This is a genomic window from Caballeronia sp. LZ065, from assembly GCF_031450975.1.
Lineage (GTDB): Bacteria > Pseudomonadota > Gammaproteobacteria > Burkholderiales > Burkholderiaceae > Caballeronia.
Map to the genome: position 1 here is coordinate 2,244,897 of NZ_JARUXV010000001.1, position 25,739 is coordinate 2,270,635.

The window sequence follows — 25,739 nt, forward strand, 5'->3', positions numbered from 1 at the left end:
CATCGGTTCTCGCGGTTCACTGACATTCTAGTTTAATGGCATGACAGTCCGGGCATGGCGTCCCATCGTGACGCGCGGGCGGGCTCACGCACAGAACGCCGCGATCAGCGCCGCAACGCGCTCCGGCTGATCGTGATGGACCATGTGGCCGGCGTCGTCGATGACCTCCTCGCGCCAGTCGGCAAACACCTCGAAGCGCTGCTTGAACTCGGCGACGGGCGTCTGGCCGGCAAAGCCCGCGAGGGTCGAGGAATCCTTCGCTTCGACGTGCAGCACCGGCGCCGTGACGCGCGACCAGGTTGCGCTGACTTCGTCCAGACGGTACAGCGTCGGTCCGCGCATCTTGTGTGCCGGATCGGCGAGCAGGTGGAACCGTCCGTCCGCTTCCTCGCGCGACCAATACTGCGCCAGATGACGTGCGCGGTCCGGCGCGAGACGCGGATTGGTGCGGATCAGGCGCTCGGCCACTTCGTCGAGGCTCGCGTAGCTGCGCAGCGTGGGCGGCGCGCGCTGGTCGTCCAGCCATTGCGCCAGACGGCCGGGCGCCTGCGACGCGCGCGCCGCCGGCAAGCCGAACCCTTCCAGATCGACCACGCGCCGCACGCGCCCCGGCCGCACGCCCGCGTACAGCAGCGCGAGATTGGCGCCCATGCTGTGACCGACGAGATTCGCCGGCGCGTCGGGCGTGAAGTGGTCGAGGAGCCGTTCGAGATCCGCGAGATAGTCCGGAAAGTGGTAATGGCCGCCGCCGCTGCGGGCCACCGGCCAATCGGACAGGCCGAACCCGCGCGCATCCGGCGCGAGCACTTGCCAGTCGCCCAGGAGTGCATCGACGACGAACTGGAACGATGCGCCGATATCCATCCAGCCGTGCAGCATGAAGAGCATCGGTGCATCGGGCGGACCCCAGCGGCGCACGTGCAGACGCACGCCGTGCGCATCGACGAATTCGGAGCGCGATTCCTTCATGTTCCCGCCTTCTCAAGATAAAAAAGGATGATCGTTCGATTATACCGGCGGCGCGTCATCGAGACCTGAGAGCGCGCGCAATTCCGCTTCGTCGAAACCCGCCTCGCGACGCGCCTCGAAGTTGAACGGTCCGCGCAGCCGTGGCGCGTGATAGTGGGCGGCGAGGTCTTCGTAGGTCGCGTGGGGATCGAGTTGCCGGGCGTCGCAGAGAAAGCGGAACCAGCGGTTGCCGATCAGCACATGGCCGATTTCATCGCGCAGGATGATATCCAGGATCGCAGCAGAAGCGTGATCGCCCGCCTGTGCGAGCCGCTTGCGAATGGGCGGCGAAGCGTCCAGCCCGCGCGCCTCCAGCGTGCGTGGCACCAGCGCCATGCGGCCGAGCACATCGCCACGGGTGCGCTGCGCCATGTCCCACAAGCCGTCGTGCGCCGGAAAATCGCCGTAGGCATGACCGAATTCGGCCAGCCTCGCGCTCAGCAGCGAGAAATGATGGGCTTCCTCGGCGGCGACTTTCAGCCAGTCGAGATAGAAATCGTCAGGCATGGCCGGGAAGCGCCAGACGGCATCGAGGGCCAGGTTGATCGCGTTGAATTCGATGTGCGCGAGCGCGTGCAGCAGCACGGCCCGCCCCGCTTCCGACTGCATGCCGCGCCGCTTCAGCGCCGACGGCTCGACCAGCGCGGGCCGCGCCGGACGACCGGGAAGATCGCCAGGATCGGCCAGGGTGCTTGCCGGATCGATCCGCGCTGCCTGCGCGCGCACCGCTTCCCACAACGCGCGCGTGCGCGAAGCCTTCAAAGCGGGCTCGCGCTCGCGCAGGATCTCGAGCGCGAGCAGGCGGACATCGATGTCGGAGGGTGTGGCGGTCTCGTGCATGGTGGCGGTCTGGAGAGAGGATGCCGAAAAATTCCCGATCGGCGGGCATCCGGTGCAAACGGCTAAAATGGTCATCCTGGCGCACGCCCGCGCAGCGCGCAGCGACGTCGGCCGCCGTGCCGGCAGGCGCGCATTGTAGCGCCGCCGCCGGATCCGCCCGGCCCTGCCCCGTTCGCATTCATTCAGACAATTCCACGCCTCAGGAGACAATGTGGCCATCTACAAACTCGGCGACGACGCCCCCACCATCCACGAAAGCGTGTTTCTGGCCGACACGGCGACCATCATCGGTCGCGTGACGCTCGCGGAAAACGCCAGCGTGTGGCCCGGCGCCGCCCTGCGCGGCGACAACGAGCCGATCGTCGTCGGGCGCGGCAGCAACGTGCAGGAAGGCGCGGTGCTGCACGCCGACCCGGGTTTTCCGCTGACGATTGAAAACGACGTCACCGTCGGCCATCAGGCGATGCTGCATGGTTGCACGGTCAAGGAAGGCTCGCTGATCGGGATTCAGGCGGTGGTCTTGAATGGTGCGGTGATCGGCCGCAACTGTCTGGTTGGCGCGGGCGCCGTGGTCACCGAAGGCAAGGTCTTTCCGGACAACATGCTGATTCTCGGCGCGCCGGCGAAAGCCATCCGGGAAATCGGCGAAGCGGATATCGCCCGCATGCGCGGGGCCACGGCAAGCTATGCCGACCGGCGCGAATATTACAAGGCGCAGCTCGTGCGCATCGGCTGAGACCCGGACATCCGGGCCAGTCTCAACACCCAAGGAAGAGTTGTGAACGACCAGTTGCAGAAATTCATGTTCAATGCGGCGCCGGTGCGCGGCGAGATCGTTTCGCTGCGCCAGACGTGGCAGGAAGTGCTCGCGCGCCGCCAGTATCCGGTTGCCGTGCGCAACGTGCTCGGCGAGATGATGGCGGCGTGCGCGCTGCTGTCAGCCAATCTCAAGTTCGACGGCACGCTCGTCATGCAGATCTACGGCGACGGCCCTGTGAAGATGCTGGTCGTGCAGTGCCATTCGAACCTGTCGCTGCGCGCCACGGCCAAGCTGGCCGACGGCGCTGAAAACGAGCTGAAGGACGAAATGTCGCTCAGCGAGCTGCTGAACCAGCATGGCCGCGGCCGCTGCGTAATCACGCTCGATCCGTCCGACAAGAAGCCGGGCCAGCAGCCGTATCAGGGCATCGTGCCGCTGTCGGGCGAGCATGGCCCGCTGGCGTCGATGGCCGAGGTGCTCGAGCACTACATGCACCATTCCGAACAGCTCGACACGCGCCTGTGGCTCGCCGCCGACACCGATCGCGCGGTCGGCATGCTGCTGCAGAAGCTGCCCGGCGACGGCGGCATCGTCCCGCATCCGGGCGAGCACGACGCCGACACGTGGCAGCGCGTCTGCCATCTCGGCAGCACGCTGTCCAACGAGGAACTGCTGAAGGAAGAACCGGACACCGTGTTCAAGCGGCTCTTCTGGCAGGAGAACGTCCAGCATTTCGATCCCGCGCCGGCGCGCTTCCAGTGCAGCTGCTCGCGCGAGAAAGTGGGCGGCATGCTGAAGATGCTGGGCCGCGAGGAAGTGGACAGCGTGATCGAGGAGCGCGGCGGCGTCGAGGTGCACTGCGAGTTCTGCAACCAGCGCTATGACTTCGACCCGGTGGACGTGGCGCAACTTTTCGTCGCGAAAGAGCTCTCACAAGGCGTGAGCCCTGCGTCCGACCGGCGGCATTGAGCGTCGGCGAAACAGGGCTGAAAAAGGGCGATGAAGCGCCGCCTGCGGTCCGGTTCACGGAAAGCCCGTCGCAGGCTCTGGTTGAATTTCCGTTCAGATGTCCGGCCCGCTGGAGGTCGCAAGATGAAAACCGCACTGCCCGACTGGAAACGGCTGACGGGGTTGTTCGCACTCGTCGCGGGGTTCGCGCTCGTCGCGGGCTGCGCGATGGAACCGCCCGGCCCGTCGCCCATCTATAGCCGTCTGCCTGACGCCGCGCCCGCGCCGCAACAGGCGCTGACCCCGCAGCAACAGATGGCGCGCTACAACGCCATCGACAAACAGGCGCTCAACGAATCGCAGCAGGCCGCCACGGCCAGCGAGGCCGCCCGGACGATGTCGCAGTTCTACGCGCCGGCGCCCGCACCCGTCTCGGTGTACGGCGGCTATTCGAGCGGCGGCTGGGGCGGACCGTACTGGGGCACGGGAGTGGGCATCGGCACCTGGTGGTGAGCGCAGCAACACACGGCGCATGAAAACAAAAATGGCGCGATCACTTGAAGTGACCGCGCCATTTTTTCGTCTGCTCTGACGGCTCGCCCTACTGCGCGCCGCCCTGTTTTTTCTTCGCTGCAGCCGTCTTGTCCTTCTGCGCCTTGCGGTCGAGATCGCGCAACTCCTGCTTCGAGCGCGACACCGGATTCGGCACCACGCGCAACGGCGCCGACGACACCTGACCGCGCGTCGACCCGCTCATGCCCGGCACGTTGGCCGAGTTGACGGGCGCGGTGGAATTCGGCGAGACGAACTGCACGAACACCTCGCTGTCCTTCACCATGCCCATCTCGTAGCGCGCCCGTTCCTCGACCGCCGATGTGCCGTTCTGCAGATCCTGAACCTCGCCCTGCACCCGCTCGTTGCGCAGGCGCAGATTGGTGTTCTTGTCCGTCTGCTGCGCGAGCTGCTGCTGCAATTCATGCACGCGCAGCCAGCCGCCGTGTCCCCACCAGAGCGGGTACTGGACCAGCGCCAGCAACAGAATCAGAACGACAGTGACGAGCCGCATTCAAGTAGCCGAAAGAAGCGTCGCCCGACGGCGAAGACAGATGACCGAGGGCGAAGGGCTGAAAATAAGACTGACGAACCTTTATCGACTAAAGCGGCGAAGGCTTTAGCGCAGGTTGTAAAACGCCGACTTGCCCGGATAGCTCGCGATATCGCCGAGATCTTCCTCGATGCGCAGCAACTGGTTGTACTTCGAGATGCGGTCGCTGCGCGACAGCGAGCCGGTCTTGATCTGGCCGGCATTCAGGCCCACTGCGATATCCGCGATGGTCGAATCTTCCGTCTCGCCCGAACGATGCGAGATGACGGCCGTGTAGCCCGCGCGCTTCGCCATTTCGATCGCCGCGAAGGTTTCCGTCAGCGTGCCGATCTGGTTGATCTTGATGAGGATCGAGTTGGCGATGCCCTTCTCGATGCCTTCCTTCAGGATGCGCGTGTTGGTCACGAAGAGGTCGTCGCCGACCAGCTGGATCTTCTTGCCGAGCTTGTCGGTCAGCGTCTTCCAGCCGTCCCAGTCGGACTCGTGCATGCCGTCCTCGATCGAAACGATCGGGAACTTGTCGGCCAGCGTGGCGAGGTAGTCGGCGAACTCGCTCGACGACAGTTGCAGGCCTTCGCCCGCGAGCTGGTACTTGCCGTCGTGATAGAACTCGCTCGCCGCGCAGTCGAGCGCGAGCAGCACGTCTTCACCCGCGCGATAACCCGCCTTTTCGATGGCTTGCAGGATGGTCGACAGGCACTCGTCGTTACTGCCGAAGTTCGGCGCGAAGCCGCCTTCGTCGCCCACGGCGGTGCTCATGCCGCGCTCGGCCAGGATCTTCTTCAGCGCGTGGAACACTTCGGCGCCGCAGCGCAGCGCTTCGCGGAAGGTCGGCTGGCTCACCGGCACGATCATGAATTCCTGGATGTCCAGGCTGTTGTTCGCGTGCGCGCCGCCGTTGACGATGTTCATCATCGGCACCGGCAGTTGCATCGCGCCCGAGCCGCCGAAGTAGCGATACAGCGGCAGACCCGCTTCTTCAGCAGCGGCCTTCGCGACAGCCATGGACACGGCCAGCATCGCGTTCGCGCCGAGACGCGACTTGTTGTCGGTGCCGTCGAGTTCGAGCAGGGTCTTGTCGAGGAAGGCTTGTTCCGAGGCATCGAGGCCCATGATGGCTTCGGAAATCTCGGTATTGATGTGTTCGACGGCTTTCAGCACGCCCTTGCCGTTATAGCGGCCGGCTTCGTCGTCGCGCAGTTCGATGGCTTCGCGCGATCCGGTGGACGCACCCGACGGCACCGCGGCGCGGCCCATCGTGCCCGATTCGAGCAACACGTCGCATTCGACAGTGGGATTGCCTCGCGAATCGAGAATCTCGCGGCCGATGATATCTACGATAGCACTCATGGTTTCCTCAAGAAATGACGATGAATTCTGTCAGGCGTTACGACGCGGCGCGGCCGGACTGGCCGTGGCGCTCGCGCCTGCTGCGCTTCGCCCGGACCCTTTGCACGACCTGCCGGTTCAGTGGCGCGACGGCGTTGCGCGACTCGTAACAAGCGCGGCCGACGCTGCGGTGAACTGAACCCGTCGGGCCGATGCGGGACCGGCACATGCGATCACGATACTGCTGCGTGACCGCGGAATGCTCCAAGTTCGGCTTCAGGTTCGTCATGACGGCCATGCCTTCGAACCTGTCAGGCACGACCCGCTCCTCCTGCACGGCCACGTCACGTGACCGCTGTTCTGCATGCGGGCGCCGACATGGGCGCCCGCTATCGTACTTCTTCACCGCGAAACTGCAATGGCGGTTGCCGCTCAGTTTCAGTTGAAATCGCTTTCGAGAAACGGACCGCTCTTGACGGCGCGATCGATCGTGATGAGCGTTTCAAGCAGCGCTTCCATGCGATGCAGCGGCACCGCGTTCGGACCATCCGACTTCGCGCAGGCCGGGTCCGGATGCGTCTCCATGAACACGCCCGCGACGCCCGTGGCAATGGCCGCGCGCGCCAGCACCGGCACGAACTCGCGCTGGCCGCCGGAGCTGGTGCCCTGCCCGCCCGGCAACTGCACCGAGTGGGTGGCGTCGAACACGACGGGCGCGTTCGTCTCGCGCATGATCGCGAGCGAGCGCATGTCGGAGACGAGGTTGTTATAGCCGAACGACACGCCGCGCTCGCACGCCATGAAACGGTCATCCGACAAGCCCGCTTCGCGCGCGGCGTCGCGTGCCTTGTCGATCACGTTCTTCATGTCGTGCGGCGCGAGAAACTGGCCCTTCTTGATGTTGACCGGCTTGCCCGAACGCGCGCACGCGTGGATGAAATCCGTCTGGCGGCAGAGGAACGCGGGCGTCTGCAGCACGTCCACGACCGATGCCACGGCTTCGATTTCCTCTTCCGCATGCACGTCCGTGAGGACAGGCACGCCCAGTTGCTTCTTCACTTCGCCCAGGATGCGCAGGCCTTCGTCCATGCCCGGGCCGCGATAAGACTTGCCGGAGCTACGGTTCGCCTTGTCGAACGACGACTTGTAGATGAACGGAATGCCCAGCTTCGTGGTGATTTCCTTCAGCCGTCCGGCGACGTCGATGGTCATCTGCTCCGACTCGACGACACACGTTCCGGCGATCAGGAAGAACGGCTGGTCCAGACCGGCTTCGAAGTGACACAGCTTCATGCTTGCGCTCCAGCGGTGGCCTTGGCCTGCGACGCCGCGCCCGCGCCTTGCGCATGTGCGCGCGCGGCTTCGACGAAGGCCTTGAAGAGCGGATGCCCGTCGCGCGGCGTCGAGGTGAACTCGGGGTGGAACTGCACGCCGACGAACCACGGATGCAGCGCTTGCGGCAGCTCCATCATTTCGGGCAGGTCCTCGCTCGGAGTACGGGCGCTGATGATAAGCCCGCCTGCTTCGAGCTGGGGCACGAAACGGTTATTGACTTCATAACGGTGACGATGACGCTCATTCACATCCGTGCCATAGATGCGCTCGGCCATGGTGCCGGGCTTGATCGGGCACTTCTGCGAACCGAGGCGCATGGTGCCGCCCAGATCCGATTCCTCGCTGCGCTTTTCGACGCGGCCCGCGCGGTCATACCACTCGGTGATGAGCGCGACGACCGGGTTCTGCGTGTCCTGATCGAACTCGGTGGAGTTCGCGTCGGCGAGACCGGCGACGTCGCGCGCGAACTCGATCACCGCGAGCTGCATGCCGAGACAGATGCCGAGATACGGCGTCTTCGATTCGCGCGCGTAGCGGATGGCCTTGATCTTGCCTTCCGTGCCGCGCCGGCCGAAGCCGCCCGGCACCAGAACGGCGTCGAGATGCTTGAGGGCGTCGGTGCCTTCGGCGTCGATCTGCTCGGAATCGATGTACTCGATGTTGACCTTGGTCGACGTATGGATGGCCGCGTGACGCAGCGCCTCGATCAGCGACTTGTACGACTCCGTGAGCTCGACATACTTGCCGACCATGCCGATGGTCACTTCGCTCTTCGGATGCTCGAGCTTCCGCACGAGGTCCGCCCACATCGCGAGGTCGGCCGGCGGCGGCGCGAGCTTAAGCTCCTCGCAGATGATGTCGTCGAGATGCTGGTCGTTCAGCATCTGCGGAATCTTGTAGATGCTGTCCGCGTCCCACACGGAAATCACGGCGTCTTCCGGCACGTTCGAGAACATCGAGATCTTCGAGCGCTCGTCGTCGGGAATCGGGCGGTCGGCGCGGCACAGCAGCACGTTCGGATAGATACCGATTTCGCGCAGCTTCTGCACGCTGTGCTGCGTGGGTTTGGTCTTCAGTTCGCCGGCGGTGGCGATGAACGGCACGAGCGTCAGGTGCACGAAGCACGCGCTGTTGCGGCCCATGCGCAGGCTCATCTGCCGCGCGGCTTCGAGGAACGGCAGCGACTCGATGTCGCCCACCGTGCCGCCGATTTCGACGATCGCGACATCCGGCTGGCCGCAGGTGGCCGCCGCCGCGCCGCGCTCGACGAACGCCTGGATTTCGTTGGTGATGTGCGGAATGACCTGCACCGTCTTGCCGAGGTACTCGCCGCGGCGTTCCTTGCGGATCACCGATTCGTAGATCTGGCCGGTGGTGAAATTGTTGGCCTTGCGCATCTTCGTGCTGATGAAGCGCTCGTAGTGGCCGAGGTCGAGGTCGGTTTCCGCGCCGTCTTCCGTCACGAACACTTCGCCGTGCTGAAACGGGGACATCGTGCCGGGGTCGACGTTGATGTAGGGATCGAGCTTGAGGAGGGTGACTTTCAGACCGCGCGATTCGAGGATCGCGGCGAGGGAGGCGGCGGCAATACCCTTGCCGAGGGAAGACACTACGCCGCCGGTGACGAATACATATTTGGTCATCGCTAGATGCTCGCGGGAAAAACGGATTATACCGTAAAGGCCGCGCCCCACGAAGCGTGCCTGGACGCCGGGCGGGCTGCGAATGCATGCGTTTTCATCCGGTTTCCGGGAAGTCATTTCGCCGCGCGGCATGGGGGCGTCGTGCCCTTTTTCATGCGCGCATACGGACGCTCCGGCGCAGCTTCAGACGGCGGCGCGCATCGACGTAATCATGCGCTGCACGGCGATGTGGGCCTCGTGCCCCTTTACAAACCGGCATAGAGTTGGTCGGCGCGGTGTCAGACAGTGTCGCGCATCGACGTAATCATGCGCTGCACGGCGCGCGCGGTGTCGATCGGACGTTCCATCGGGAACAGATGGCTGCCGTCCAGCCATTCGAGCCGCTCGCCGACCACGCGCCGCGTCATGCCGAGCCCCACGTGGCGTACCTCGCGCGAGCGCGTCCCCGCGATGAAGCCCACCGGCACCGGCGCGCCGTGCGCGAGCCGCGCACCGAGCGTGTGCGGCAAGGTCCGATAGATCCGATATTCGACCTGCCGGTCGAAGGCCAGCGTGCGCCCGCCGTCCGGCTGCGCTTCGCGCATGCCGCGGTCGATGTAGTCAGCCAGCATGCGCTCGTCCCAGCGCGCGAAAGCGGGTTTGGCGTGAAAATGCCGCCATGCCTCGTCGCGGCCCGCCCAGTGCGTGCGCCGCTTGCGCGTGGCGGCGGCGGGCGACAGCCGCTCGTCCAGTCCGGTCCACTGCGTGATGCGCAGCAAACCGCTTTTCCAGCCCGCGATCACCGGCGAATCGAGCATCACGACGCCCTTCACCCAGTTGGGCCGCTTCAGCGCCGCCAGCAGCGACAGATAGCCACCCAGCGAATGCCCGACCAGCCAGACTTTCGCGGGTTCGCCGTCGGCGGCGGCGCGCTGGCGGTTCAGGTCGTCGATGAGCTGTTCCACCAGATGCGGCCAATCCTGCGTGACCGGAAAGCGCGGATCGTGACCGATGCATTCGATGCCGCGAATCTCGAATTCGTCGGCCAGCTCGGCGAACATCGTGCGATAGGTCGATGCGGGAAAGCCGTTCGCATGCGAAAACTGGATGATGTCTTTCACGCGGGGACGCCTCCGTGCCGTTCCTTTTGTTCTGATCAGCGCCCCATCCAGTAGCGGGCGTGCGTGTGTCTGAAGCGTTCGAGCGTAAGGTCCGCGCCAATCTCGACGCGCGCCGCGCCGTCTTCGTCGCTGCGTGACAGCGGCATGGCGCGCAGGCCGTAACGCGCGAACACGCTGGCATTCGGGTGATGAAAACGGTTGCGATAGCCTACCTGAAATAGCGCGGCGCGCGGCTCGACGGCATCGAGGAAAGGCTCGGTCGACGACGTGCGGCTGCCGTGATGCGGCGCGATCAGCAGGTCGGCGCGCAGGGCGTCGCGGTCGCGCAAGAGCAACGCGCGTTCGACGTCGGCTTCGATATCCGCCGTGAACAGCGCCGCCCGTCCCGCCGCGCTCGTCACCTTGAGCACACACGACTGCCGGTTCGGCTTGCCTGTGAGCGGCGCGGGCTCCGGCCACAACACGCGGAACTCGACGCCGTCCCACTCCCAGCGCTGGCCCGCCGCGCAGCGCAGCGTCTTGATGCCGCGCGCGCGGGCGGATGCCCAGAGCACATCCTGCGCCGGCAGCGAGGCGAGCAGTTGCCGCACGACGACCGTCCGCAACACGGCCGGCGCGCCGCCCGCGTGATCCGAATCGGAATGACTGACGACGAGCGCATCGAGCGCGGTCACGCCAGTGGCGAGCAGATACGGCGCGACGATGCGCTCGCCCGCATGGTTCGATTCCGGGCCGGGACCGGCGTCGAACAGCAGCGCATGATGCGCGGTCTCGATGACGAGCGCCGAGCCTTGGCCGATATCCAGCGCGGTCACGCGGAACGCGCCCGGCGGCGCGGGGTGCGGCGCGGGCGCGAGCAGCGGCAGCCAGGTCAGCGGCGCGGCCCAGCGCAGCGGCCAGCCCTGCGGCGCCAGCGCCCATGCAACGCCGATGCACGCCGCCGCCAGCGCGAACGGCTCCGGCCGGGGCAAGTGCCAGAGCGACGCGGGCGCCGCGGCGGCGAGGCGCGCGAGCACGTCGCACAGCACGGCGAGCGCGGCGTGGGCTGCGTGCAGCAGAGGCGCGTCGAGGGGCTCGGGCAGCAGCAAGCCGGCGAGCGTCGCGGGCGTGACGAGCACGCTGATCCATGGAATGGCGAAGGCGTTCGCGAATGGCCCGAGCAAGGGGATCTGCGAGAACCACCAGACCGTGAGCGGCGCGAGCGCGAGCGTCACCGCGTACTGCACGCGCATGCCGGCGGCCATCCGGACGCGCACGCGACGCGCGCAGCGGCGCATGAAGTGGAGCACGCGTGCGACGGTGCGCCGCGCGCCGGAAGCTGGCACGGGCCGCTGGCCCAATTCGCCCGGATCCGCGCGATCCCATGGGTCGATGTCGTCGTCATCCGGCGTCATCGACCGGGAGGCGGTGCGACCCGCCGAAGCGAGCGCGAACAGAATCGCGCCCACTGCCCCGAACGACAGCCAGAACCCCGGCGACGTCACCGCCCACGGATCCGCGCTCAGCACGCATGCGAGCGCCCACAGCAGCACCAGCGACGACGCCGGCCGCCGCCCGCTGAACAGCGCGCAGGCGGCGATCAGCAGCATCCACAGCGTGCGTTGCGCGGGCACGTTGAAGCCGGCCAGCGCCGCGTAGAACGCGGCGCACGCGGCCGCGCCGAGCATCGCCGCCTTCGGCGTGGCCGCAATCAGCGGCGCGGCGACGCCGCGCAGCCTCAGGCGCTTCCAGACGAAGCCGCACAGCAAACCCGCCAGTCCCGCAACGAAGCCGATATGCAAGCCCGAGATCGCGACGAGATGGCTCGTGCCGGTGGCGCGCATCACGCTCCAGTCCTCGTCGCTGACGGCGTTCTGTGCGCCGACCGCCAGTGCGACGACGATGCCGCGATGCGGCGCATCGTGCAGCACGCTGTCGATGCGCTCACGCAACCGCGTACGCAAGCGGTCGAGCGCCAGCAGCGGCCCGCTGGCGTCTGGCTTCAAACGCTGCGGCGCGGGCGTGGCGGACACGACGCCCGTCGCGCGGATATTGCGTTCCAGCAAGCTCGCTTCGCCATCCCGAAGCGCGAAGTTCGCTTCGGCGTGCGGGCGTTTCAGGCGCGCAGTCAATCGCCAACGCTCACCTGCGTAAAGGGCTGGCAGCGGCGCGCCCTCCTTCTCCATCCAGAGCAAGCGCACGATGCGTGGAAAGTCCTCGAGCCGCGCACTATTCGATTCGACTTCGAAGAGCAAACGCGTGCCATCGGCGCGCGCGTCGGGCATGCCGCGCACGAAACCGCTCAGCTCGATATCCCGCTGTTCGTAAGCAACCGGCAACTGCCGCTGCAAGCGCACTTCGGCCCGCCATGCCGCATACGCAAAGCCCGCGAAGCAAACAGCAATTGTGAAGCTCGCCACGCGCAGCCGTGGCTTCGCAATCCCCAACCCTATCGAGAGAAGGAAGCCGGCACAGCAAACGAGCCACCCGAAGCCGCCCGGCAAGTGCGCCTGCTGCTGAAGCCATCCGATGCCCAACGCATATCCCAGCAGAATCGCCCGCACCGCTTCCTCGTCCTCATTGCCGTCGCGAACGCAAACCGCTTTGCATTCGACTGAAACATTATGAGGAAGCGAGCGCGAGCCGTGGCAGCGCCGCGTGCGCGCTGGCCGTTGTGCCTAGGGAAAGCGTGGTTTCGTCGATGCCGCGCAGTTGCGCCAGCACCTGCGCGATGCGCGCCACCTGATCCGGCGTGTTGCGCTGCTTGTAGCGCCATGCGGGCGCGATATCGGGCGCGTCGGTTTCGAGCACGATCGCGTCGAGCGGCAGATCGGTCGCGAGCCGCCGGATCTGCAGCGCGCGTTCGAAGGTCAGGTTGCCGCCGAAACCAAGCCGCATGCCCTGCGCGATGAACGCCTCTGCCTGCTGGAAACTGCCGTTGAACGCATGCGCGATGCCCTGATGAATGTCGTGCACGCGCAGGCCTTTCAGCACCTTGTCCTGCGACTTGCGCACGTGGCAGATCACCGGCAGGCCGAACTCGCGCGCCAGCTTCAGTTGCGCATTGAAGAAGAACTGCTGGCGGGCATCGTCGAGCGTCGGCACGAAGTAGTCGAGCCCGATCTCACCAATACCCACGAAGCGCGGATCGTGCATGCTCGCCGCGATTTGCTCGCGCAGCACGCGCAGGTCGTCGTCGGTGGCGCCCGGCGTGTACAGCGGATGAATGCCGAGCGCATACGCCCCGCCCGCGACCCGATGCGCCAGCTCGCGCACCGCGTCGAAGTTGAAGCGCCCCACGCCCGGAATCACGATGCGCGCGACCTTCGCCGCGTGCGCGGCCTCGGCGACGGCGTCACGATCGGCGTCGAATTCGCCGGCATCGAGATGACAGTGCGTATCGATCCACATGACGCCCTCCGTGCACCAGAACGCTCAGACCGGCACCACCGGCTCTTCGTGCAGCACGCCGTCGCGCAGACGCATGATGCGGTCGCAGCGCGCGGCCAGATCCGTGTCGTGCGTGACGATCACGAAGCTCGTCTCCAGCGTCTGCGACAGCTCCAGCATCAGGTTGAACACCGTGTCCGCTGTGCCGCTGTCGAGGTTGCCGGTGGGCTCGTCGGCGAGCACGCAGGCGGGCCGCGTGACGAGCGCGCGGGCAATCGCGACGCGCTGCCGCTCGCCGCCCGACAGCTCGCCCGGACGATGCTTCGCCCGATGCCCCACGCCTACCCGGTCCAGCATCTCCTGCGCCTCCTTGCGGGACGCCTCCTCGGACATGCGGCGGATGCGCAGCGGCATCCCGACGTTGTCGAGCGCGGTGAACTCCGGCAGCAGATGATGAAACTGATAGACGAAGCCGAGCGCCCGGTTGCGCAGTTCGTTGCGCTCCTTTTCCTTCAGCTCGGTGAACGGCTTGCCGAGCAGCGACACCTTGCCGGCGCTCGGTTCGTCGAGGCCGCCGAGCACGTGCAGCAACGTGCTCTTGCCCGAACCCGACGCGCCGACGATCGCCAGCTTCTCGCCCTTCATCACCTGCAACTGCGCGTTGTTGAGGACGGGCACGTTGAAGCCGCCCTGCACGAAGGTCTTCGAAATGGCCGAGGCGTTCAGCACCACGTTGTCGGCGGGAATCAGATCACTCATAGCGCAGCGCCTCCGCCGGACGAATCTTTGCGCCGCGCCAGCTCGGATAGAGCGTCGCGAGCGACGACAACAGGAATGCGATGACGCCGATCTTCGCGACATCGCCGGGGACGAGCTCGGACGGCAGCTCGCTGATGAAATACACCGAGGACGGCAGGAACTGCACGTTGAACAGATGCTCGATCATCGGCACCAGCCACGGAATGCTCCACGCGATCAGGCAGCCGAAGGTCACGCCGAGCGCCGTACCGATGAAACCGATCGTCACGCCCTGCACGACGAAAATCTTCATGATCGAGCCCGGCTGCGCGCCGAGCGTGCGCAGGATGGCGATGTCGGCCTGCTTGTCGGTGACGGTCATCACCAGCGACGACACCAGGTTGAACGCCGCCACCGCGATGATCAGCGTGAGAATGATGAACATCATGCGCTTCTCGATCTGCACGGCCGAGAACCAGGTCTTGTTCTGCTGCGTCCAGTCGCGGATGTAGAGATCGCCGGACAGGGTCTTCGCCAGCTCGCGCGCCACTTGCGGCGCGCGCTGCATGTCCTTCAGGCGCAGCCGCACGCCGGTGGGCGCGGGCAGGCGGAACAGCGCTTGCGCGTCCTTGATCTCGATCAGCGCCAGCGTGGAGTCGTACTCGTAGTGGCCGGACTCGAAGATGCCTACCACCGTGAACTGCTTGAGGCGCGGCATCATCCCGGCGGGCGTGATGGTGCCTTCGGGCGCGACCAGCGTGATCTTGTCGCCGGTCATGACGCCCAGATTCATCGCGAGATCCTTGCCCAGCACGATGCCGAAGCCGCCCGGCACGAGATCCGTGAGCTTGCCGGCGCGCATCTCCTTGCCGATGTCCGAGACTTCCGGTTCCAGCGAAGGCTCCACGCCGCGCAGCGCGACGCCGCTGACCGCGCCCTGGCGCGTGAGCAGCGCCTGCGCCTCGACATAAGGCGCCGCGCCGATCACTTCCGGATTGCGGCGCGCTTCCTGCGCGGTGAGTTGCCAGTTGGGCATGGAACCGGACGGCGAGAAAATCTCGACGTGCGCGAGCACGGACAGCATGCGGTCGCGCACTTCCTTCTGGAAGCCGTTCATCACGGAGAGCACGACGATCAGCGCGGCGACGCCGAGCGCGATGCCCGCCATCGAAACGAGCGCGATGAACGAAATGAAGCCGTTGCCTGTGGTGCGTTTGCTGGCGCGCGTGTAGCGCCAGCCGATCTGCCATTCGTACGGAAGTTTCAAGCGAATCCTTTTTTTGCTGCTGGTCAAGCGTGGCGGCGCCCCGATGACACCGTGTGAATACGCCCGGGCGGCCGTGGTGGATGCATGACGATCAACGCACATCCGCCCCGCACGACGCCGATGCCACCGCCCCGCGCGTGAAATTTGCGAAAGTTTGCCATATATGAAGAAAGCGACGCACGAACCTGCCTCTCGGACGAGTCAAAAACCGCGCGGCGCCCGGCATCGGCAAAAGCGCTTTGCCCTACAATGCCGGGCATCATGCCCGCTCACGCACTCCCCGCACTTCATCTCCTGCTGCCCTTCGCGCTGCCCTCGGCGGCGGATGCGGCCACCGCCCTGCATGGTCTGGAGGGCGCGGCGCTCGACAAACTGCTGGCCCGCGCCACGCTCGAAGAACGCGTGATCGGCGAAGACTTTCAGCGCACGCTGCCGCACGAGCGCTGGATCGCGCGACGTTTCGGCGCAGTAACGCCCGCCGATCAGCGCTATTCAGACGATGCCCCGCTCGCCCCTTTCATGCTGCTCGCCGACGGCGGCACACCGGGCGACGCCTCGTGGGCCTGCATCGAGCCGGTTCACGTGCGGATCGCCCACGATCATCTGGTACTGATCGATCCGGACACGCTCGGCGTGCATACCGAGGAAGCGCGCGTGCTGCTCGAACTCGCGCGCCCGGTGATCGAGGATCAGGGCCTGACGTTGCAGGCGCCGACGCCCTTGCGCTGGTACGTGTCGGGCGCGGCGCTAGGCACGTTGGCCGGCGCGGCGCCGCTGCGCGCAACGGGCCGCAATATCGAAATCTGGCTGCCGCACGAAGCCCGCACCGGCGAGCGTTCGCGCGCGTGGATGAAACTGCAGAACGAAGTGCAGATGGCCTGGTTCGAACAGCCGCTGAACCTCGAACGCGAGTCGCGCGGCCTGCCCGCCATCAACTCGATCTGGCTGCACGCGCAAGGCGCGCTGCGTCCGGTGACGAGCCCGTTTGCACGCGTGCTGTCGGAGGCCGCTGCCACGCGCGGACTGGCGCTGGCGGCGGGCATCGAGCCGTCGCGGCCGCCGGAGTCGTTCGCAGCGCTGCCAGGCGCGGATACGTCCGGCAAGTCCGGCACGACGCTCGTCGAACTCGATCCGTTCTCGGCGCCGTTCATCGAACAGGACTGGGCGGGCTGGAATGCGGCACTCAGGACGCTCGAAGAGACGTGGTTCGCGCCGGCGCTACAGGCGCTCACCGACGGCTCGCTCGGCCGCCTCGAACTGACGCTGTGCGGCGACACCGGGTCGGTCACGCTCACCGTCACGCGCGGCGACCTGCGCAAATTCTGGCGCCGCCGGCCGGTCGCGGCGCTGCTCATCGAATAAGGTTTTCCGAATGACGCGAATCGTTACCCGCGCTGCCTCCCCCGCCGATGCCGACGCGCTCGCGCGCCACGGGCTGCATCCCGTCATCGCGCGGCTGTACGCGGCGCGCGGCGTGCGCACGCCCGACGAGGTGGAAACCGAGTTCAAGCGCCTGCATCCCCCCGCCGGCCTCAAGGGTTGCGACGACGCGGCCGTCGTGCTCGCCGACGCGCTTGAAGCGGGCAAGCGCATGCTGGTCGTCGCGGACTACGACTGCGACGGCGCCACCGCCTGCGCCGTGGCCGTGCGCGGCCTGCGCATGTTCGGCGCGAACATCGACTACCTGGTGCCGAACCGCTTTGAATATGGCTACGGGCTGACGCCGGAAATCGTCGACCTGGCGGCGCGCTCGACGTCCGGCTTGCCCGAACTGCTGATCACGGTCGACAACGGCATCGCCAGCGTGGACGGCGTCGCGGCCGCGAATGCGCTCGGCATCGACGTGCTCGTGACCGATCATCACCTGCCCGGCGACGAACTCCCCGCCGCACGCGCCATCGTCAATCCGAACCAGCCGGGCTGCGCGTTTCCGAGCAAATGCATCGCGGGCGTCGGCGTGATGTTCTACGTGCTGCTCGCGTTGCGCGCCGAACTGCGCCGCCGCGGCGCCTATCAGAATCAGGATGTGCCCGAACCGCGCCTCGACGGCCTGCTCGATCTGGTCGCGCTCGGCACCGTCGCCGATGTCGTGAAGCTCGACTGCAACAATCGCATCCTGGTCGCGCAAGGGCTCAAGCGGATCCGCTCGGGGCGCATGCAGCCGGGCATCGCGGCGCTGTTCCGCGCCGCCGCCCGCGATGCGCGTACCGCCTCGGGTTTCGATCTCGGCTTCGCGCTCGGGCCGCGCCTGAACGCGGCGGGCCGTCTGTCGGACATGTCGCTGGGCATCGAATGCCTGACCACCGACGACATCGGCCGCGCCTGGGAACTTGCGCAGCAACTGGATGGCATGAACCGCGAACGCCGTGAAATCGAAGCCGGCATGCAGCAGCAGGCGCTGGCCGAACTGCAGACGCTCGATTGCGGCGAGCGCGCCACCCTCACGCTCTACGACGCGAGCTGGCATCAGGGCGTGATCGGGATTGTCGCGGGGCGCCTGAAGGAGCGCTTCCACCGGCCTTCCTTCACGTTCGCCCACGCCGACGACAGCGGCGTGCTCTGCAAGGGCTCCGGCCGCTCGATCCCGGGGTTTCATCTGCGCGATGCAGTGGATCTCATCAGCAAGCGCGAGCCGGGCCTGATCCACAAGTTCGGCGGCCACGCAATGGCCGCGGGCCTCACGCTCGCCACCGCCGACATCCCCCGCTTCACCGCCGCGTTCGAAGCGGTCGGCCGCGAATGGCTGACCGCGGACGCGCTGGCGCGCACCGTCGAAACCGACGGCGAACTGGAGGATGCGTACTTCACGCCGCAGTTCGTCGAGATGCTGGACACCGCCGTCTGGGGCCAGGGCTTTCCCGCGCCCACCTTCTCCGGCGAATTCGAAGTCGCCTCGCAGGCGCTCGTGAAGGACAAGCATCTGAAGCTTTCGCTGCTGCGCGGCCGCCAGCGCTTCAACGCGATCTGGTTCAACCACGTCGATCTGCTGCCGCCGCGCGCCACCGTCGCGTACCGGCTCGTCAGCGATTCGTGGAATGGCGTCGCGCGGGTGCAGTTGATTGTCGAGCACGCAGGCTGAAAACGGCCTCCACGGCCGGTCTTGCGCGGGAAAACGCGGTCGATCGGCTATAATTTGCTCTTTTTACGAAGCCGAAGATCGACAATGGAAGCGGAACGTCTCAACGCGATCGAAAGCCTTCTGGCCGACCTGCGCCGTCGCGCGGGCGAGCTACGGGGGTATCTTTGACTACGACGCCAAGTCCGCGCGTCTAGTTGAAGTCAACAAGGAACTCGAAGACCCGAACGTCTGGAACGACTCGAAGAACGCCCAGGCGCTCGGTCGTGAAAAGAAGCTGCTCGACGGCGTCGTCTCGACGCTCACCGCGCTCGACAGCGACCTGAGCGACGCCAACGAACTCTTCGAGATGGCGCGCGAGGAAGAGGACGAGGACACGCTGGTCGCGTCCGAAGCCGATGCCGACGCCTTGCGGGTGCGCGTCGAGGACATGGAATTCCGCCGGATGTTCTCCAACCCGGCCGATCCGAACAACTGCTTCATCGACATCCAGGCCGGCGCCGGCGGCACCGAGGCCTGCGACTGGGCGTCCATGCTGCTGCGCCAGTATCTGCGCTACTGCGAGCGCAAGGGCTTCAAGACCGAAGTGCTGGAAGAATCCGAAGGCGACGTCGCCGGCATCAAGAGCGCGACCATCAAGGTCGAGGGCGAATACGCCTACGGCTATCTGCGCACGGAAACCGGCATTCACCGGCTGGTGCGCAAGTCGCCGTTCGATTCGTCGGGCGGACGGCATACGTCGTTCTCGTCGGTGTTCGTGTATCCGGAAATCGACGATTCCATCGAAATCGAGATCAATCCGGCCGACATCCGCACCGACACGTATCGCGCGTCGGGCGCGGGCGGCCAGCACATCAACAAGACCGACTCCGCCGTGCGTCTCACGCACGCGCCGACCGGCATCGTCGTGCAGTGCCAGAACGACCGCTCGCAGCACCGCAACCGCGCGGAAGCCATGCAGATGCTGAAGGCGCGTCTCTATGAGTTCGAGATGCGCAAGCGCCAGGCCGAACAGGACAAGCTCGAATCGAGCAAGACCGACGTGGGCTGGGGCCATCAGATCCGCTCCTACGTGCTCGACCAGAGCCGCGTGAAGGACCTGCGCACCAGCGTCGAAATGAGCAACACGCGCGCCGTGCTCGACGGCGACCTCGACGACTTCATCAGCGCGAGCCTGAAACAGGGCGTCTGACCTGCCCAAGCGGCGCGGCTTTTTGGCCGCGCCGTGTTCGTTTCACTGCGCCGCGCCTTTGTCTCGCTTTTGCCTCATATCCAAGCCACACCATCATGACCGAACCGACTCAACCGGGCGCCGCTCCCGAACTGGAAGAAAACCAGATCATGGCCGAGCGGCGCGAGAAACTGCGCGCGCTACGCGAGCAGGGCGTCGCCTATCCGAACGACTTCCGCCCGACGCACCAGGCCGCCGCGCTGCAAGCCGGCTATGCCGACACCGACAAGGACGCGCTCGAGGCAAATCCCCTGCCCGTCGCGCTGGCCGGACGGATGATGCTCAAGCGTGTGATGGGCAAGGCGAGCTTCGCCACGGTTCAGGACGGCAGCGGCCAGATCCAGTTCTTCGTGACGCCCGCAGATGTCGGCGCCGACACCTACGACGCCTTCAAGAAGTGGGATCTGGGCGACATCATTGCCGCGAAGGGCGTGCTGTTCCGGACCAACAAGGGCGAACTGTCGGTGCGCTGCACGGAATTGCGTTTGCTCTCCAAAGCACTGCGTCCGCTGCCGGACAAGTTCCATGGCCTCGCCGACCAGGAAACGCGCTATCGCCAGCGTTATGTGGATCTGATCGTCACGCCGGAATCGCGCCAGACCTTCATGGCGCGCACCAAAGCCGTCACGTCGATCCGCAACTTCATGGCGCAGGCCAACTTCATGGAAGTCGAAACGCCGATGCTGCACCCGATTCCGGGCGGCGCGGCGGCCAAGCCCTTCGTCACGCATCACAATGCGCTCGACATGCAGATGTTCCTGCGCATCGCGCCGGAGCTTTATCTGAAGCGGCTGATCGTCGGCGGCTTCGAACGCGTGTTCGAGATCAACCGTAACTTCCGGAACGAAGGCGTGTCGCCGCGTCACAATCCGGAATTCACGATGATGGAGTTCTACGCGGCCTTCACGGATTACCGCTGGCTGATGGACTTCACCGAACAGCTGATCCGCCAGGCGGCCATCGACGCGCTCGGCACCGCGACCATCACCTATCAAGGGCGCGAACTGGACCTGGCCAAGCCGTTCCATCGGCTGACGATCAGCCAGGCCATTCAGAAATACGCGCCGCAGTACACCGACGCGCAGTTGTCGGACGGCGCGTTCGTGCGCACGGAACTGAAGAAATTTGGCGTCGATACGAATCAGCCGGCCTTTTTGAATGCCGGAGTCGGTTCGCTGCAACTGGCGCTGTTCGAAGAGACGGCGGAATCGCAACTGTGGGAACCGACCTATATCGTCGACTACCCGATTGAAGTGTCGCCGCTCGCGCGCGCGTCGGATTCGGTGCCGGGCATCACCGAGCGTTTCGAGCTGTTCATCACGGGCCGTGAAATCGCCAATGGCTTCTCGGAGCTGAACGATCCAGAAGACCAGGCCGCGCGCTTCCAGAAGCAGGTCGACCAGAAGGACGCCGGCGACGAGGAAGCCATGTACTTCGACGCCGACTATATCCGCGCGCTCGAATACGGCATGCCGCCGACAGGCGGCTGCGGCATCGGCGTCGACCGTCTGGTCATGCTGCTCACCGACAGCCCGAGCATTCGCGATGTGATCCTGTTCCCGCATCTGCGTCGCGAAGACTGATTCTTCCGGCTTTCCATGCTCTCGAAGCGCGCCCCTTCCGGGCGCGCTTTTTTTCGTCTGAACGCTTTTTCTGTTACTGCGGGTAAAAGTTTCAAGTCGTCGTCACGAGCGGTCCCTTTGCCGAAGACCTTTCAGGCTGGCATCCGTTGTGCTTTTCATCATGCCGTGCTATTCCGGGAAATTGTTACAACCCGAAAAAGCGAAGAATCCGGGTTTGCCCGACAATGGGCTGTGACAGTCGGCTCTGGCCGCGGGACTTTGCCTCGAAAGGAGGTTCAGAAAATGGATAACGGGACCAATAAACTCAATACTTCGCCCGCTTCGAGCGGCGCGCAGCCGCAGCAGCGGCGTTTGCATCCGCTCGTCGCGACGGCGGCGGGTGCGGTGATCGTTGCCAGCCTCGTCGCCACGGCGGCCATGACCGGGCTCTTCCCGAAGGCAAGCAGCAACTCGGAACAGAATCCGCAGACTCAATCGGCTGCGGTCGCGCAACAGCCTGTGGTGGACTCGGCGGCGCCCAGCCCGGCGCAGCAATCGGCCGCGGCACAGCAGCAGGCTGCCCAGCAACAGGCCGCTCAGCAACAAGCGGCGCAACAGGCAGCCCAGCAGCGAGCCGCTCAACAAGCCGCCCAGCAACAACCGCAGCCCGCCCAACCTTCCTACGCGCAGCAACCGCCGCAACATCCGGCCTATTGCTCGACTTGCGGCACCGTTGAAGCCATCTCCGCCGTCAAGCACGAAGGCCATGGCACGGGGATTGGCGCAGTCGGCGGCGCGGTGGCGGGCGGCGTGGTCGGCAACCAGTTCGGACGCGGCGGCGGCCGTACCGCGATGACCCTGCTTGGGGCGCTCGGCGGCGGTCTGGCCGGCAATTCGGTCGAGAAGCACGTTCGCAGCGAAACCGATTACTCGGTCCGCGTGCGCATGGAGAACGGCCACACGCGTTATTTCACCTACAAGAACGCGCCCCCGTTTGGCCAGGGTCAGCGCGTGCGGGTCGAAAACGGCACGCTGGTCGCGGGTTGAACCGCCGTGGGTTGACCGCAGTGGATTGATCGAACCATCGCCAGAAATGCAAAAGGCGGCACACCTCACGGTTGCCGCCTTTTTGCTTGAAGACGCAGAAGCTTCTAATGATCCCGCTGAGAACTGCGCGCCGGATTCTGCCGCCCGCGCATGGCGAGATAGCCCCACCATATATAGCCCGAGAAGCCATACAGCACGAACAGGCAGAACAACATCACCGGCGGGTCCGACGACACCAGCACGAACGCCACCACCACCAGCAGCACGCCGGCGAACGGCACGCGATAGCGCACGTCGAGCGCCTTGCCGCTATAGAACGGCGCATTCGACACCATCGTGACGCCCGCGTAGATGGTGAGCGCGAACGCCACCCACGGCAGCCACACGAGCTTGAGCGGCACGCGGTTATCGGTGGCGAGCCACACGAAGCCGGCGATCAACGCCGCCGCTGCCGGCGAAGGCAGGCCCTGGAAGTAACGCTTGTCGACCACGCCGACATTCGTATTGAAGCGCGCGAGCCGCAGCGCCGCGCCCGAGCAGTACACGAAAGCCGCGAGCCAGCCCCAGCGGCCGAGATCCTTCAACACCCATTCGTACATCACGAGCGCCGGCGCGACGCCGAACGACACCATGTCCGAGAGACTGTCGAACTGCTCGCCGAACGCACTCTGCGTGTGCGTCATGCGGGCGACGCGGCCGTCCATGCCATCGAGCACCATCGCGACAAAAATGGCGATGGCCGCGATCTCGAAGCGCACGTTCATCGCCTGCACGACGGCGAAGAAGCCGCAGAACAGCGCGGCCGTAGTGAACGCATTCGGCAGCAGATAGATGCCGCGCTTCTTGAGGAACTGCTGCCGCTTGGCGCGGCGCGATTCGACCGCGCCCACGTCCTGCACGGCCTTGTTGCGGCGGAACGCGCGCGGCGAAGCGCCGGACACGCGGTTACGGCGTGGTTTGAATGCCGCCATGGAGCCTCCGCGTTATTCCGCGAACTCGGCGAGAATCGTCGACGAGGCCGAAACCTTCTCGCCGATCGACACGCGCGGACGGCTTCCCACCGGCAGATAGACATCGACCCGCGAGCCGAAGCGGATGAAACCGTAGCGTTGACCGCGCGTCAGCGGTTCGCCGACATGCACATAGCACAGGATGCGTCGCGCGATCAGACCGGCGATCTGCACCGACGTCACCGTGTGACCGGCAGCCGTCTGAAGCACGACGGCATTGCGCTCGTTCTCGGTGGATGCCTTGTCCACCGCCGCGTTCAGATACGCGCCCGGGAAGTACTGCACCTTGGTGATCGCGCCATCCACCGGCGAGCGCTGCGAGTGCACGTTGAACACGTTCATGAACACGCTGATCTTGAGCGCTTCGCGGCCGGCATACGGATCGTGCGTGGTTTCGACCGCGACAATGCGGCCATCGGCCGGGCACAGCACGGCGTTGGCCTGTGACGGAATGGGACGTGCCGGATCGCGGAAGAACTGGACGACGAAAATCACGATCAGCCAGAAGATCCAGGCGAAGCCCAGGCCGCCCATCGCCTGCACGAGGATGGCGACGACGGCCGCGATGGCGATGAACGGCCAGCCTTCGCGGGCGATGATCGGATGAGGATAGTTCATGAACGGGTTCTGTGTTTTTTAAAACCGTAGGATAACAAAAGCCGCCCGGCGCCAAGGGCGTCCGGACGGCTTTTGATGCAGCAAGAAGCGTGACTGGCGAAAGACCTTAGTTCTTCGACTGGTCGACCAGCTTGTTCTTTGCAATCCACGGCATCATTGCGCGCAGCTTTGCACCGACCTGTTCGATCTGGTGCTCGGCCGTGATACGGCGGCGCGATTGCAGCGTCGGCGCGCCGGCGCGGTTCTCGATGATGAAGCTCTTCGCGTACTCGCCGGTCTGGATGTCCTTCAGGACTTCCTTCATCACCTTCTTCGTGTCTTCGGTGATGATGCGCGGACCCGTCACGTACTCGCCGTATTCGGCGTTGTTCGAGATCGAGTAGTTCATGTTCGCGATGCCGCCTTCATAGATCAGGTCGACGATCAGCTTCAGCTCGTGCAGGCACTCGAAGTACGCCATTTCCGGCGCGTAGCCGGCTTCCACCAGCGTTTCGAAACCGGCCTTGATGAGGTCGACCGTACCGCCGCACAGCACCGCTTGCTCACCGAACAGATCGGTTTCCGTTTCTTCACGGAAGTTCGTTTCGATGATGCCGGCACGGCCGCCGCCGTTGGCCGCCGCGTACGACAGCGCGACATCGCGTGCCGAACCCGACTTGTCCTGCGCCACGGCGATCAGGTGCGGCACGCCGCCGCCTTGCTGGTACGTGCCGCGCACGGTGTGGCCCGGGGCCTTCGGCGCGATCATGATGACGTCCAGATCCGCACGCGGGATCACCTGGCCATAGTGCACGTTGAAGCCGTGTGCGAAGGCCAGCGCCGCGCCTTCCTTGGCGTTGGCGTGCACTTCGTTCTTGTACACCTCGGCGATCTGCTCGTCGGGCAGGAGCATCATGACGACGTCCGCGCCCTTCACGGCTTCGCCCACTTCCTTCACCTTGAGGCCGGCGTTCTCGGCCTTGCTCCACGATGCGCCGCCCTTACGCAGGCCGACCGTCACGTTCACGCCGCTTTCCTTCAGGTTCAGCGCGTGTGCATGGCCTTGCGAGCCATAACCGATGATGGTGACTTGCTTGCCCTTGATGAGGGAGAGGTCGGCGTCCTTGTCGTAGAAAACTTTCATGGTGGTTCCTTGAGTCCTGATGATGCGTTGAAATAGGTTGCGCTACGTGTGCTGCTGAAGAGATGAACCGCGCCGTTACACTTTGAGGATGCGCTCGCCCCGGCCGATGCCGGAGCTGCCCGTGCGAACCGTTTCGAGGATCGCCGTGGCGTCGAGCGCCTGGATGAACGCGTCGAGCTTGTCGGACGCGCCGGTCAGTTCCATCGTGTAGGTCTTCTCGGTCACGTCGATGATGCGGCCGCGGAAAATGTCCGCCATGCGCTTCATCTCTTCGCGTTCCTTGCCGACCGCCCTGACCTTGATGAGCATCAGCTCGCGCTCGATGTGGGCGCCCTCTGTCAGGTCGACCACTTTCACCACCTCGATCAGGCGGTTCAGGTGCTTCGTGATTTGTTCGATCACGTCGTCCGAGCCAATCGAAACGATGGTCAGCCGCGACAGCGAGCTGTCTTCGGTCGGCGCCACCGTCAGCGTTTCGATGTTATAGCCGCGTGCCGAAAACAGTCCCACGACGCGCGATAACGCGCCCGGTTCGTTTTCCAGCAAAACGGAGATGATGTGTTTCATGTTCGTGTTTCCCGATGTGTTTCCAGAATGGCGCTTGCCCGAAAAACCCGCGCGCAGCGCTTG

Annotated in this window: 24 protein-coding genes; 8 read left to right on the forward strand and 16 right to left on the reverse strand. The window is 65.5% G+C overall.

Annotated elements, in window-relative coordinates; translation table 11 throughout:
- Positions 1 to 84: 84 nt before the first annotated feature.
- On the reverse strand, positions 85 to 969 hold the full coding sequence (locus tag QCE63_RS10295; RefSeq protein ID WP_309832686.1) for an alpha/beta hydrolase: 885 nt from the start codon (positions 967 to 969) through the stop codon (positions 85 to 87).
- A gap of 39 nt (positions 970 to 1,008) precedes the next feature.
- Positions 1,009 to 1,848, reverse strand: coding sequence for a ferritin-like domain-containing protein (locus QCE63_RS10300; RefSeq protein WP_309832687.1), 840 nt, complete (start codon positions 1,846 to 1,848; stop codon positions 1,009 to 1,011).
- A gap of 211 nt (positions 1,849 to 2,059) precedes the next feature.
- Between QCE63_RS10300 and QCE63_RS10305 the strand changes: the two genes are divergently transcribed.
- The 3 genes from QCE63_RS10305 to QCE63_RS10315 all read left to right on the forward strand — a co-directional run bounded on the left by QCE63_RS10305 (position 2,060) and on the right by QCE63_RS10315 (position 4,069).
- On the forward strand, positions 2,060 to 2,584 hold the full coding sequence (locus tag QCE63_RS10305; protein WP_309808838.1) for a gamma carbonic anhydrase family protein: 525 nt from the start codon (positions 2,060 to 2,062) through the stop codon (positions 2,582 to 2,584).
- A gap of 42 nt (positions 2,585 to 2,626) precedes the next feature.
- Positions 2,627 to 3,577, forward strand: a complete 951-nt coding sequence (gene hslO / locus QCE63_RS10310) for an Hsp33 family molecular chaperone HslO (RefSeq protein WP_309832688.1) — start codon at positions 2,627 to 2,629, stop codon at positions 3,575 to 3,577.
- 123 nt (positions 3,578 to 3,700) lie between these two features.
- Complete coding sequence (locus QCE63_RS10315) at positions 3,701 to 4,069, forward strand: hypothetical protein (RefSeq protein WP_309832689.1); 369 nt, start codon at positions 3,701 to 3,703, stop codon at positions 4,067 to 4,069.
- Between the two features lie 88 nt (positions 4,070 to 4,157).
- On the opposite strand, the gene ftsB is transcribed toward QCE63_RS10315, so the two are convergent.
- From ftsB to QCE63_RS10365, 10 genes are all read right to left on the reverse strand, one after another.
- Complete coding sequence (gene ftsB / locus QCE63_RS10320; RefSeq protein ID WP_309832690.1) at positions 4,158 to 4,622, reverse strand: cell division protein FtsB; 465 nt, start codon at positions 4,620 to 4,622, stop codon at positions 4,158 to 4,160.
- 105 nt (positions 4,623 to 4,727) lie between these two features.
- Positions 4,728 to 6,011: a phosphopyruvate hydratase gene (gene eno / locus QCE63_RS10325; protein ID WP_309832691.1), complete on the reverse strand. Its 1,284-nt coding sequence runs from the start codon at positions 6,009 to 6,011 to the stop codon at positions 4,728 to 4,730.
- Positions 6,012 to 6,048: 37 nt separating this feature from the next.
- Entirely contained in the window at positions 6,049 to 6,309 is a 261-nt protein-coding gene (locus QCE63_RS10330) for a hypothetical protein (protein WP_309832692.1), read from the reverse strand.
- Between the two features lie 119 nt (positions 6,310 to 6,428).
- Positions 6,429 to 7,283: a 3-deoxy-8-phosphooctulonate synthase gene (kdsA, locus tag QCE63_RS10335; protein WP_309832694.1), complete on the reverse strand. Its 855-nt coding sequence runs from the start codon at positions 7,281 to 7,283 to the stop codon at positions 6,429 to 6,431.
- Positions 7,280 to 8,968: a CTP synthase gene (locus QCE63_RS10340; protein ID WP_309832695.1), complete on the reverse strand. Its 1,689-nt coding sequence runs from the start codon at positions 8,966 to 8,968 to the stop codon at positions 7,280 to 7,282. The genes kdsA and QCE63_RS10340 overlap by 4 nt, the downstream gene beginning before the upstream one ends.
- A gap of 278 nt (positions 8,969 to 9,246) precedes the next feature.
- A complete protein-coding gene (locus QCE63_RS10345) occupies positions 9,247 to 10,068 on the reverse strand; it encodes an alpha/beta hydrolase (RefSeq protein ID WP_309832696.1) in 822 nt (273 codons plus the stop codon).
- A 35-nt stretch (positions 10,069 to 10,103) separates the two neighbouring features.
- Positions 10,104 to 12,611 carry a ComEC/Rec2 family competence protein gene (locus tag QCE63_RS10350; RefSeq protein WP_309832698.1) on the reverse strand — a complete coding sequence of 836 codons (2,508 nt, stop codon included), beginning with the start codon at positions 12,609 to 12,611 and terminating at the stop codon, positions 10,104 to 10,106.
- 58 nt (positions 12,612 to 12,669) lie between these two features.
- On the reverse strand, positions 12,670 to 13,458 hold the full coding sequence (locus QCE63_RS10355; RefSeq protein WP_309832699.1) for a TatD family hydrolase: 789 nt from the start codon (positions 13,456 to 13,458) through the stop codon (positions 12,670 to 12,672).
- A gap of 24 nt (positions 13,459 to 13,482) precedes the next feature.
- Positions 13,483 to 14,196: a lipoprotein-releasing ABC transporter ATP-binding protein LolD gene (lolD, locus tag QCE63_RS10360; RefSeq protein ID WP_309832700.1), complete on the reverse strand. Its 714-nt coding sequence runs from the start codon at positions 14,194 to 14,196 to the stop codon at positions 13,483 to 13,485.
- Complete coding sequence (locus tag QCE63_RS10365; RefSeq protein ID WP_309832701.1) at positions 14,189 to 15,442, reverse strand: lipoprotein-releasing ABC transporter permease subunit; 1,254 nt, start codon at positions 15,440 to 15,442, stop codon at positions 14,189 to 14,191. Before QCE63_RS10365 ends, lolD begins: the two co-directional genes overlap by 8 nt.
- A gap of 249 nt (positions 15,443 to 15,691) precedes the next feature.
- Here QCE63_RS10365 and QCE63_RS10370 point away from each other — a divergent pair, with 249 nt between their 5' ends.
- The 5 genes from QCE63_RS10370 (at position 15,692) to QCE63_RS10390 (ending at position 22,358) form a co-directional block, all read left to right on the forward strand.
- Positions 15,692 to 16,804, forward strand: coding sequence for a regulator (locus QCE63_RS10370; RefSeq protein ID WP_309832703.1), 1,113 nt, complete (start codon positions 15,692 to 15,694; stop codon positions 16,802 to 16,804).
- 10 nt (positions 16,805 to 16,814) lie between these two features.
- Positions 16,815 to 18,521, forward strand: coding sequence for a single-stranded-DNA-specific exonuclease RecJ (gene recJ / locus QCE63_RS10375; protein WP_309832705.1), 1,707 nt, complete (start codon positions 16,815 to 16,817; stop codon positions 18,519 to 18,521).
- Positions 18,522 to 18,605: 84 nt separating this feature from the next.
- Positions 18,606 to 19,710 (forward strand): peptide chain release factor 2 gene (gene prfB, locus QCE63_RS10380; protein ID WP_309832706.1). Its coding sequence is split into 2 segments (ribosomal slippage): positions 18,606 to 18,677 and positions 18,679 to 19,710, totalling 1,104 coding nucleotides; the frame shifts between segments, so codons are not numbered across the junction.
- 95 nt (positions 19,711 to 19,805) lie between these two features.
- Complete coding sequence (lysS, locus tag QCE63_RS10385) at positions 19,806 to 21,332, forward strand: lysine--tRNA ligase (protein WP_309832708.1); 1,527 nt, start codon at positions 19,806 to 19,808, stop codon at positions 21,330 to 21,332.
- A 282-nt stretch (positions 21,333 to 21,614) separates the two neighbouring features.
- Positions 21,615 to 22,358, forward strand: coding sequence for a glycine zipper 2TM domain-containing protein (locus QCE63_RS10390; protein WP_309832709.1), 744 nt, complete (start codon positions 21,615 to 21,617; stop codon positions 22,356 to 22,358).
- A gap of 104 nt (positions 22,359 to 22,462) precedes the next feature.
- Here QCE63_RS10390 and pssA read toward each other — a convergent pair whose 3' ends face one another.
- The 4 genes from pssA to ilvN all read right to left on the reverse strand — a co-directional run bounded on the left by pssA (position 22,463) and on the right by ilvN (position 25,676).
- Positions 22,463 to 23,329 carry a CDP-diacylglycerol--serine O-phosphatidyltransferase gene (gene pssA / locus QCE63_RS10395; RefSeq protein ID WP_309832710.1) on the reverse strand — a complete coding sequence of 289 codons (867 nt, stop codon included), beginning with the start codon at positions 23,327 to 23,329 and terminating at the stop codon, positions 22,463 to 22,465.
- A 12-nt stretch (positions 23,330 to 23,341) separates the two neighbouring features.
- A complete protein-coding gene (locus tag QCE63_RS10400; RefSeq protein ID WP_309808878.1) occupies positions 23,342 to 23,986 on the reverse strand; it encodes a phosphatidylserine decarboxylase in 645 nt (214 codons plus the stop codon).
- 106 nt (positions 23,987 to 24,092) lie between these two features.
- Positions 24,093 to 25,109, reverse strand: coding sequence for a ketol-acid reductoisomerase (gene ilvC, locus QCE63_RS10405; RefSeq protein ID WP_309808880.1), 1,017 nt, complete (start codon positions 25,107 to 25,109; stop codon positions 24,093 to 24,095).
- Between the two features lie 75 nt (positions 25,110 to 25,184).
- Positions 25,185 to 25,676, reverse strand: coding sequence for an acetolactate synthase small subunit (gene ilvN, locus QCE63_RS10410; RefSeq protein WP_008341906.1), 492 nt, complete (start codon positions 25,674 to 25,676; stop codon positions 25,185 to 25,187).
- Positions 25,677 to 25,739 lie beyond the last annotated feature (63 nt).

Bases quoted from the DNA above. Each gene is read 5' to 3' on its own strand.
- QCE63_RS10295 (WP_309832686.1), bottom strand. From the start codon at position 969: ATGAAGGAATCGCGCTCCGAATTCGTCGATGCGCACGGCGTGCGTCTG.
- QCE63_RS10300 (WP_309832687.1), bottom strand. From the start codon at position 1,848: ATGCACGAGACCGCCACACCCTCCGACATCGATGTCCGCCTGCTCGCG.
- QCE63_RS10315 (WP_309832689.1), top strand. From the start codon at position 3,701: ATGAAAACCGCACTGCCCGACTGGAAACGGCTGACGGGGTTGTTCGCA.
- ftsB (WP_309832690.1), bottom strand. From the start codon at position 4,622: ATGCGGCTCGTCACTGTCGTTCTGATTCTGTTGCTGGCGCTGGTCCAG.
- eno (WP_309832691.1), bottom strand. From the start codon at position 6,011: ATGAGTGCTATCGTAGATATCATCGGCCGCGAGATTCTCGATTCGCGA.
- kdsA (WP_309832694.1), bottom strand. From the start codon at position 7,283: ATGAAGCTGTGTCACTTCGAAGCCGGTCTGGACCAGCCGTTCTTCCTG.
- QCE63_RS10340 (WP_309832695.1), bottom strand. From the start codon at position 8,968: ATGACCAAATATGTATTCGTCACCGGCGGCGTAGTGTCTTCCCTCGGC.
- QCE63_RS10355 (WP_309832699.1), bottom strand. From the start codon at position 13,458: ATGTGGATCGATACGCACTGTCATCTCGATGCCGGCGAATTCGACGCC.
- lolD (WP_309832700.1), bottom strand. From the start codon at position 14,196: ATGAGTGATCTGATTCCCGCCGACAACGTGGTGCTGAACGCCTCGGCC.
- QCE63_RS10370 (WP_309832703.1), top strand. From the start codon at position 15,692: ATGCCGGGCATCATGCCCGCTCACGCACTCCCCGCACTTCATCTCCTG.
- recJ (WP_309832705.1), top strand. From the start codon at position 16,815: ATGACGCGAATCGTTACCCGCGCTGCCTCCCCCGCCGATGCCGACGCG.
- lysS (WP_309832708.1), top strand. From the start codon at position 19,806: ATGACCGAACCGACTCAACCGGGCGCCGCTCCCGAACTGGAAGAAAAC.
- QCE63_RS10390 (WP_309832709.1), top strand. From the start codon at position 21,615: ATGGATAACGGGACCAATAAACTCAATACTTCGCCCGCTTCGAGCGGC.
- pssA (WP_309832710.1), bottom strand. From the start codon at position 23,329: ATGGCGGCATTCAAACCACGCCGTAACCGCGTGTCCGGCGCTTCGCCG.
- QCE63_RS10400 (WP_309808878.1), bottom strand. From the start codon at position 23,986: ATGAACTATCCTCATCCGATCATCGCCCGCGAAGGCTGGCCGTTCATC.
- ilvC (WP_309808880.1), bottom strand. From the start codon at position 25,109: ATGAAAGTTTTCTACGACAAGGACGCCGACCTCTCCCTCATCAAGGGC.
- ilvN (WP_008341906.1), bottom strand. From the start codon at position 25,676: ATGAAACACATCATCTCCGTTTTGCTGGAAAACGAACCGGGCGCGTTA.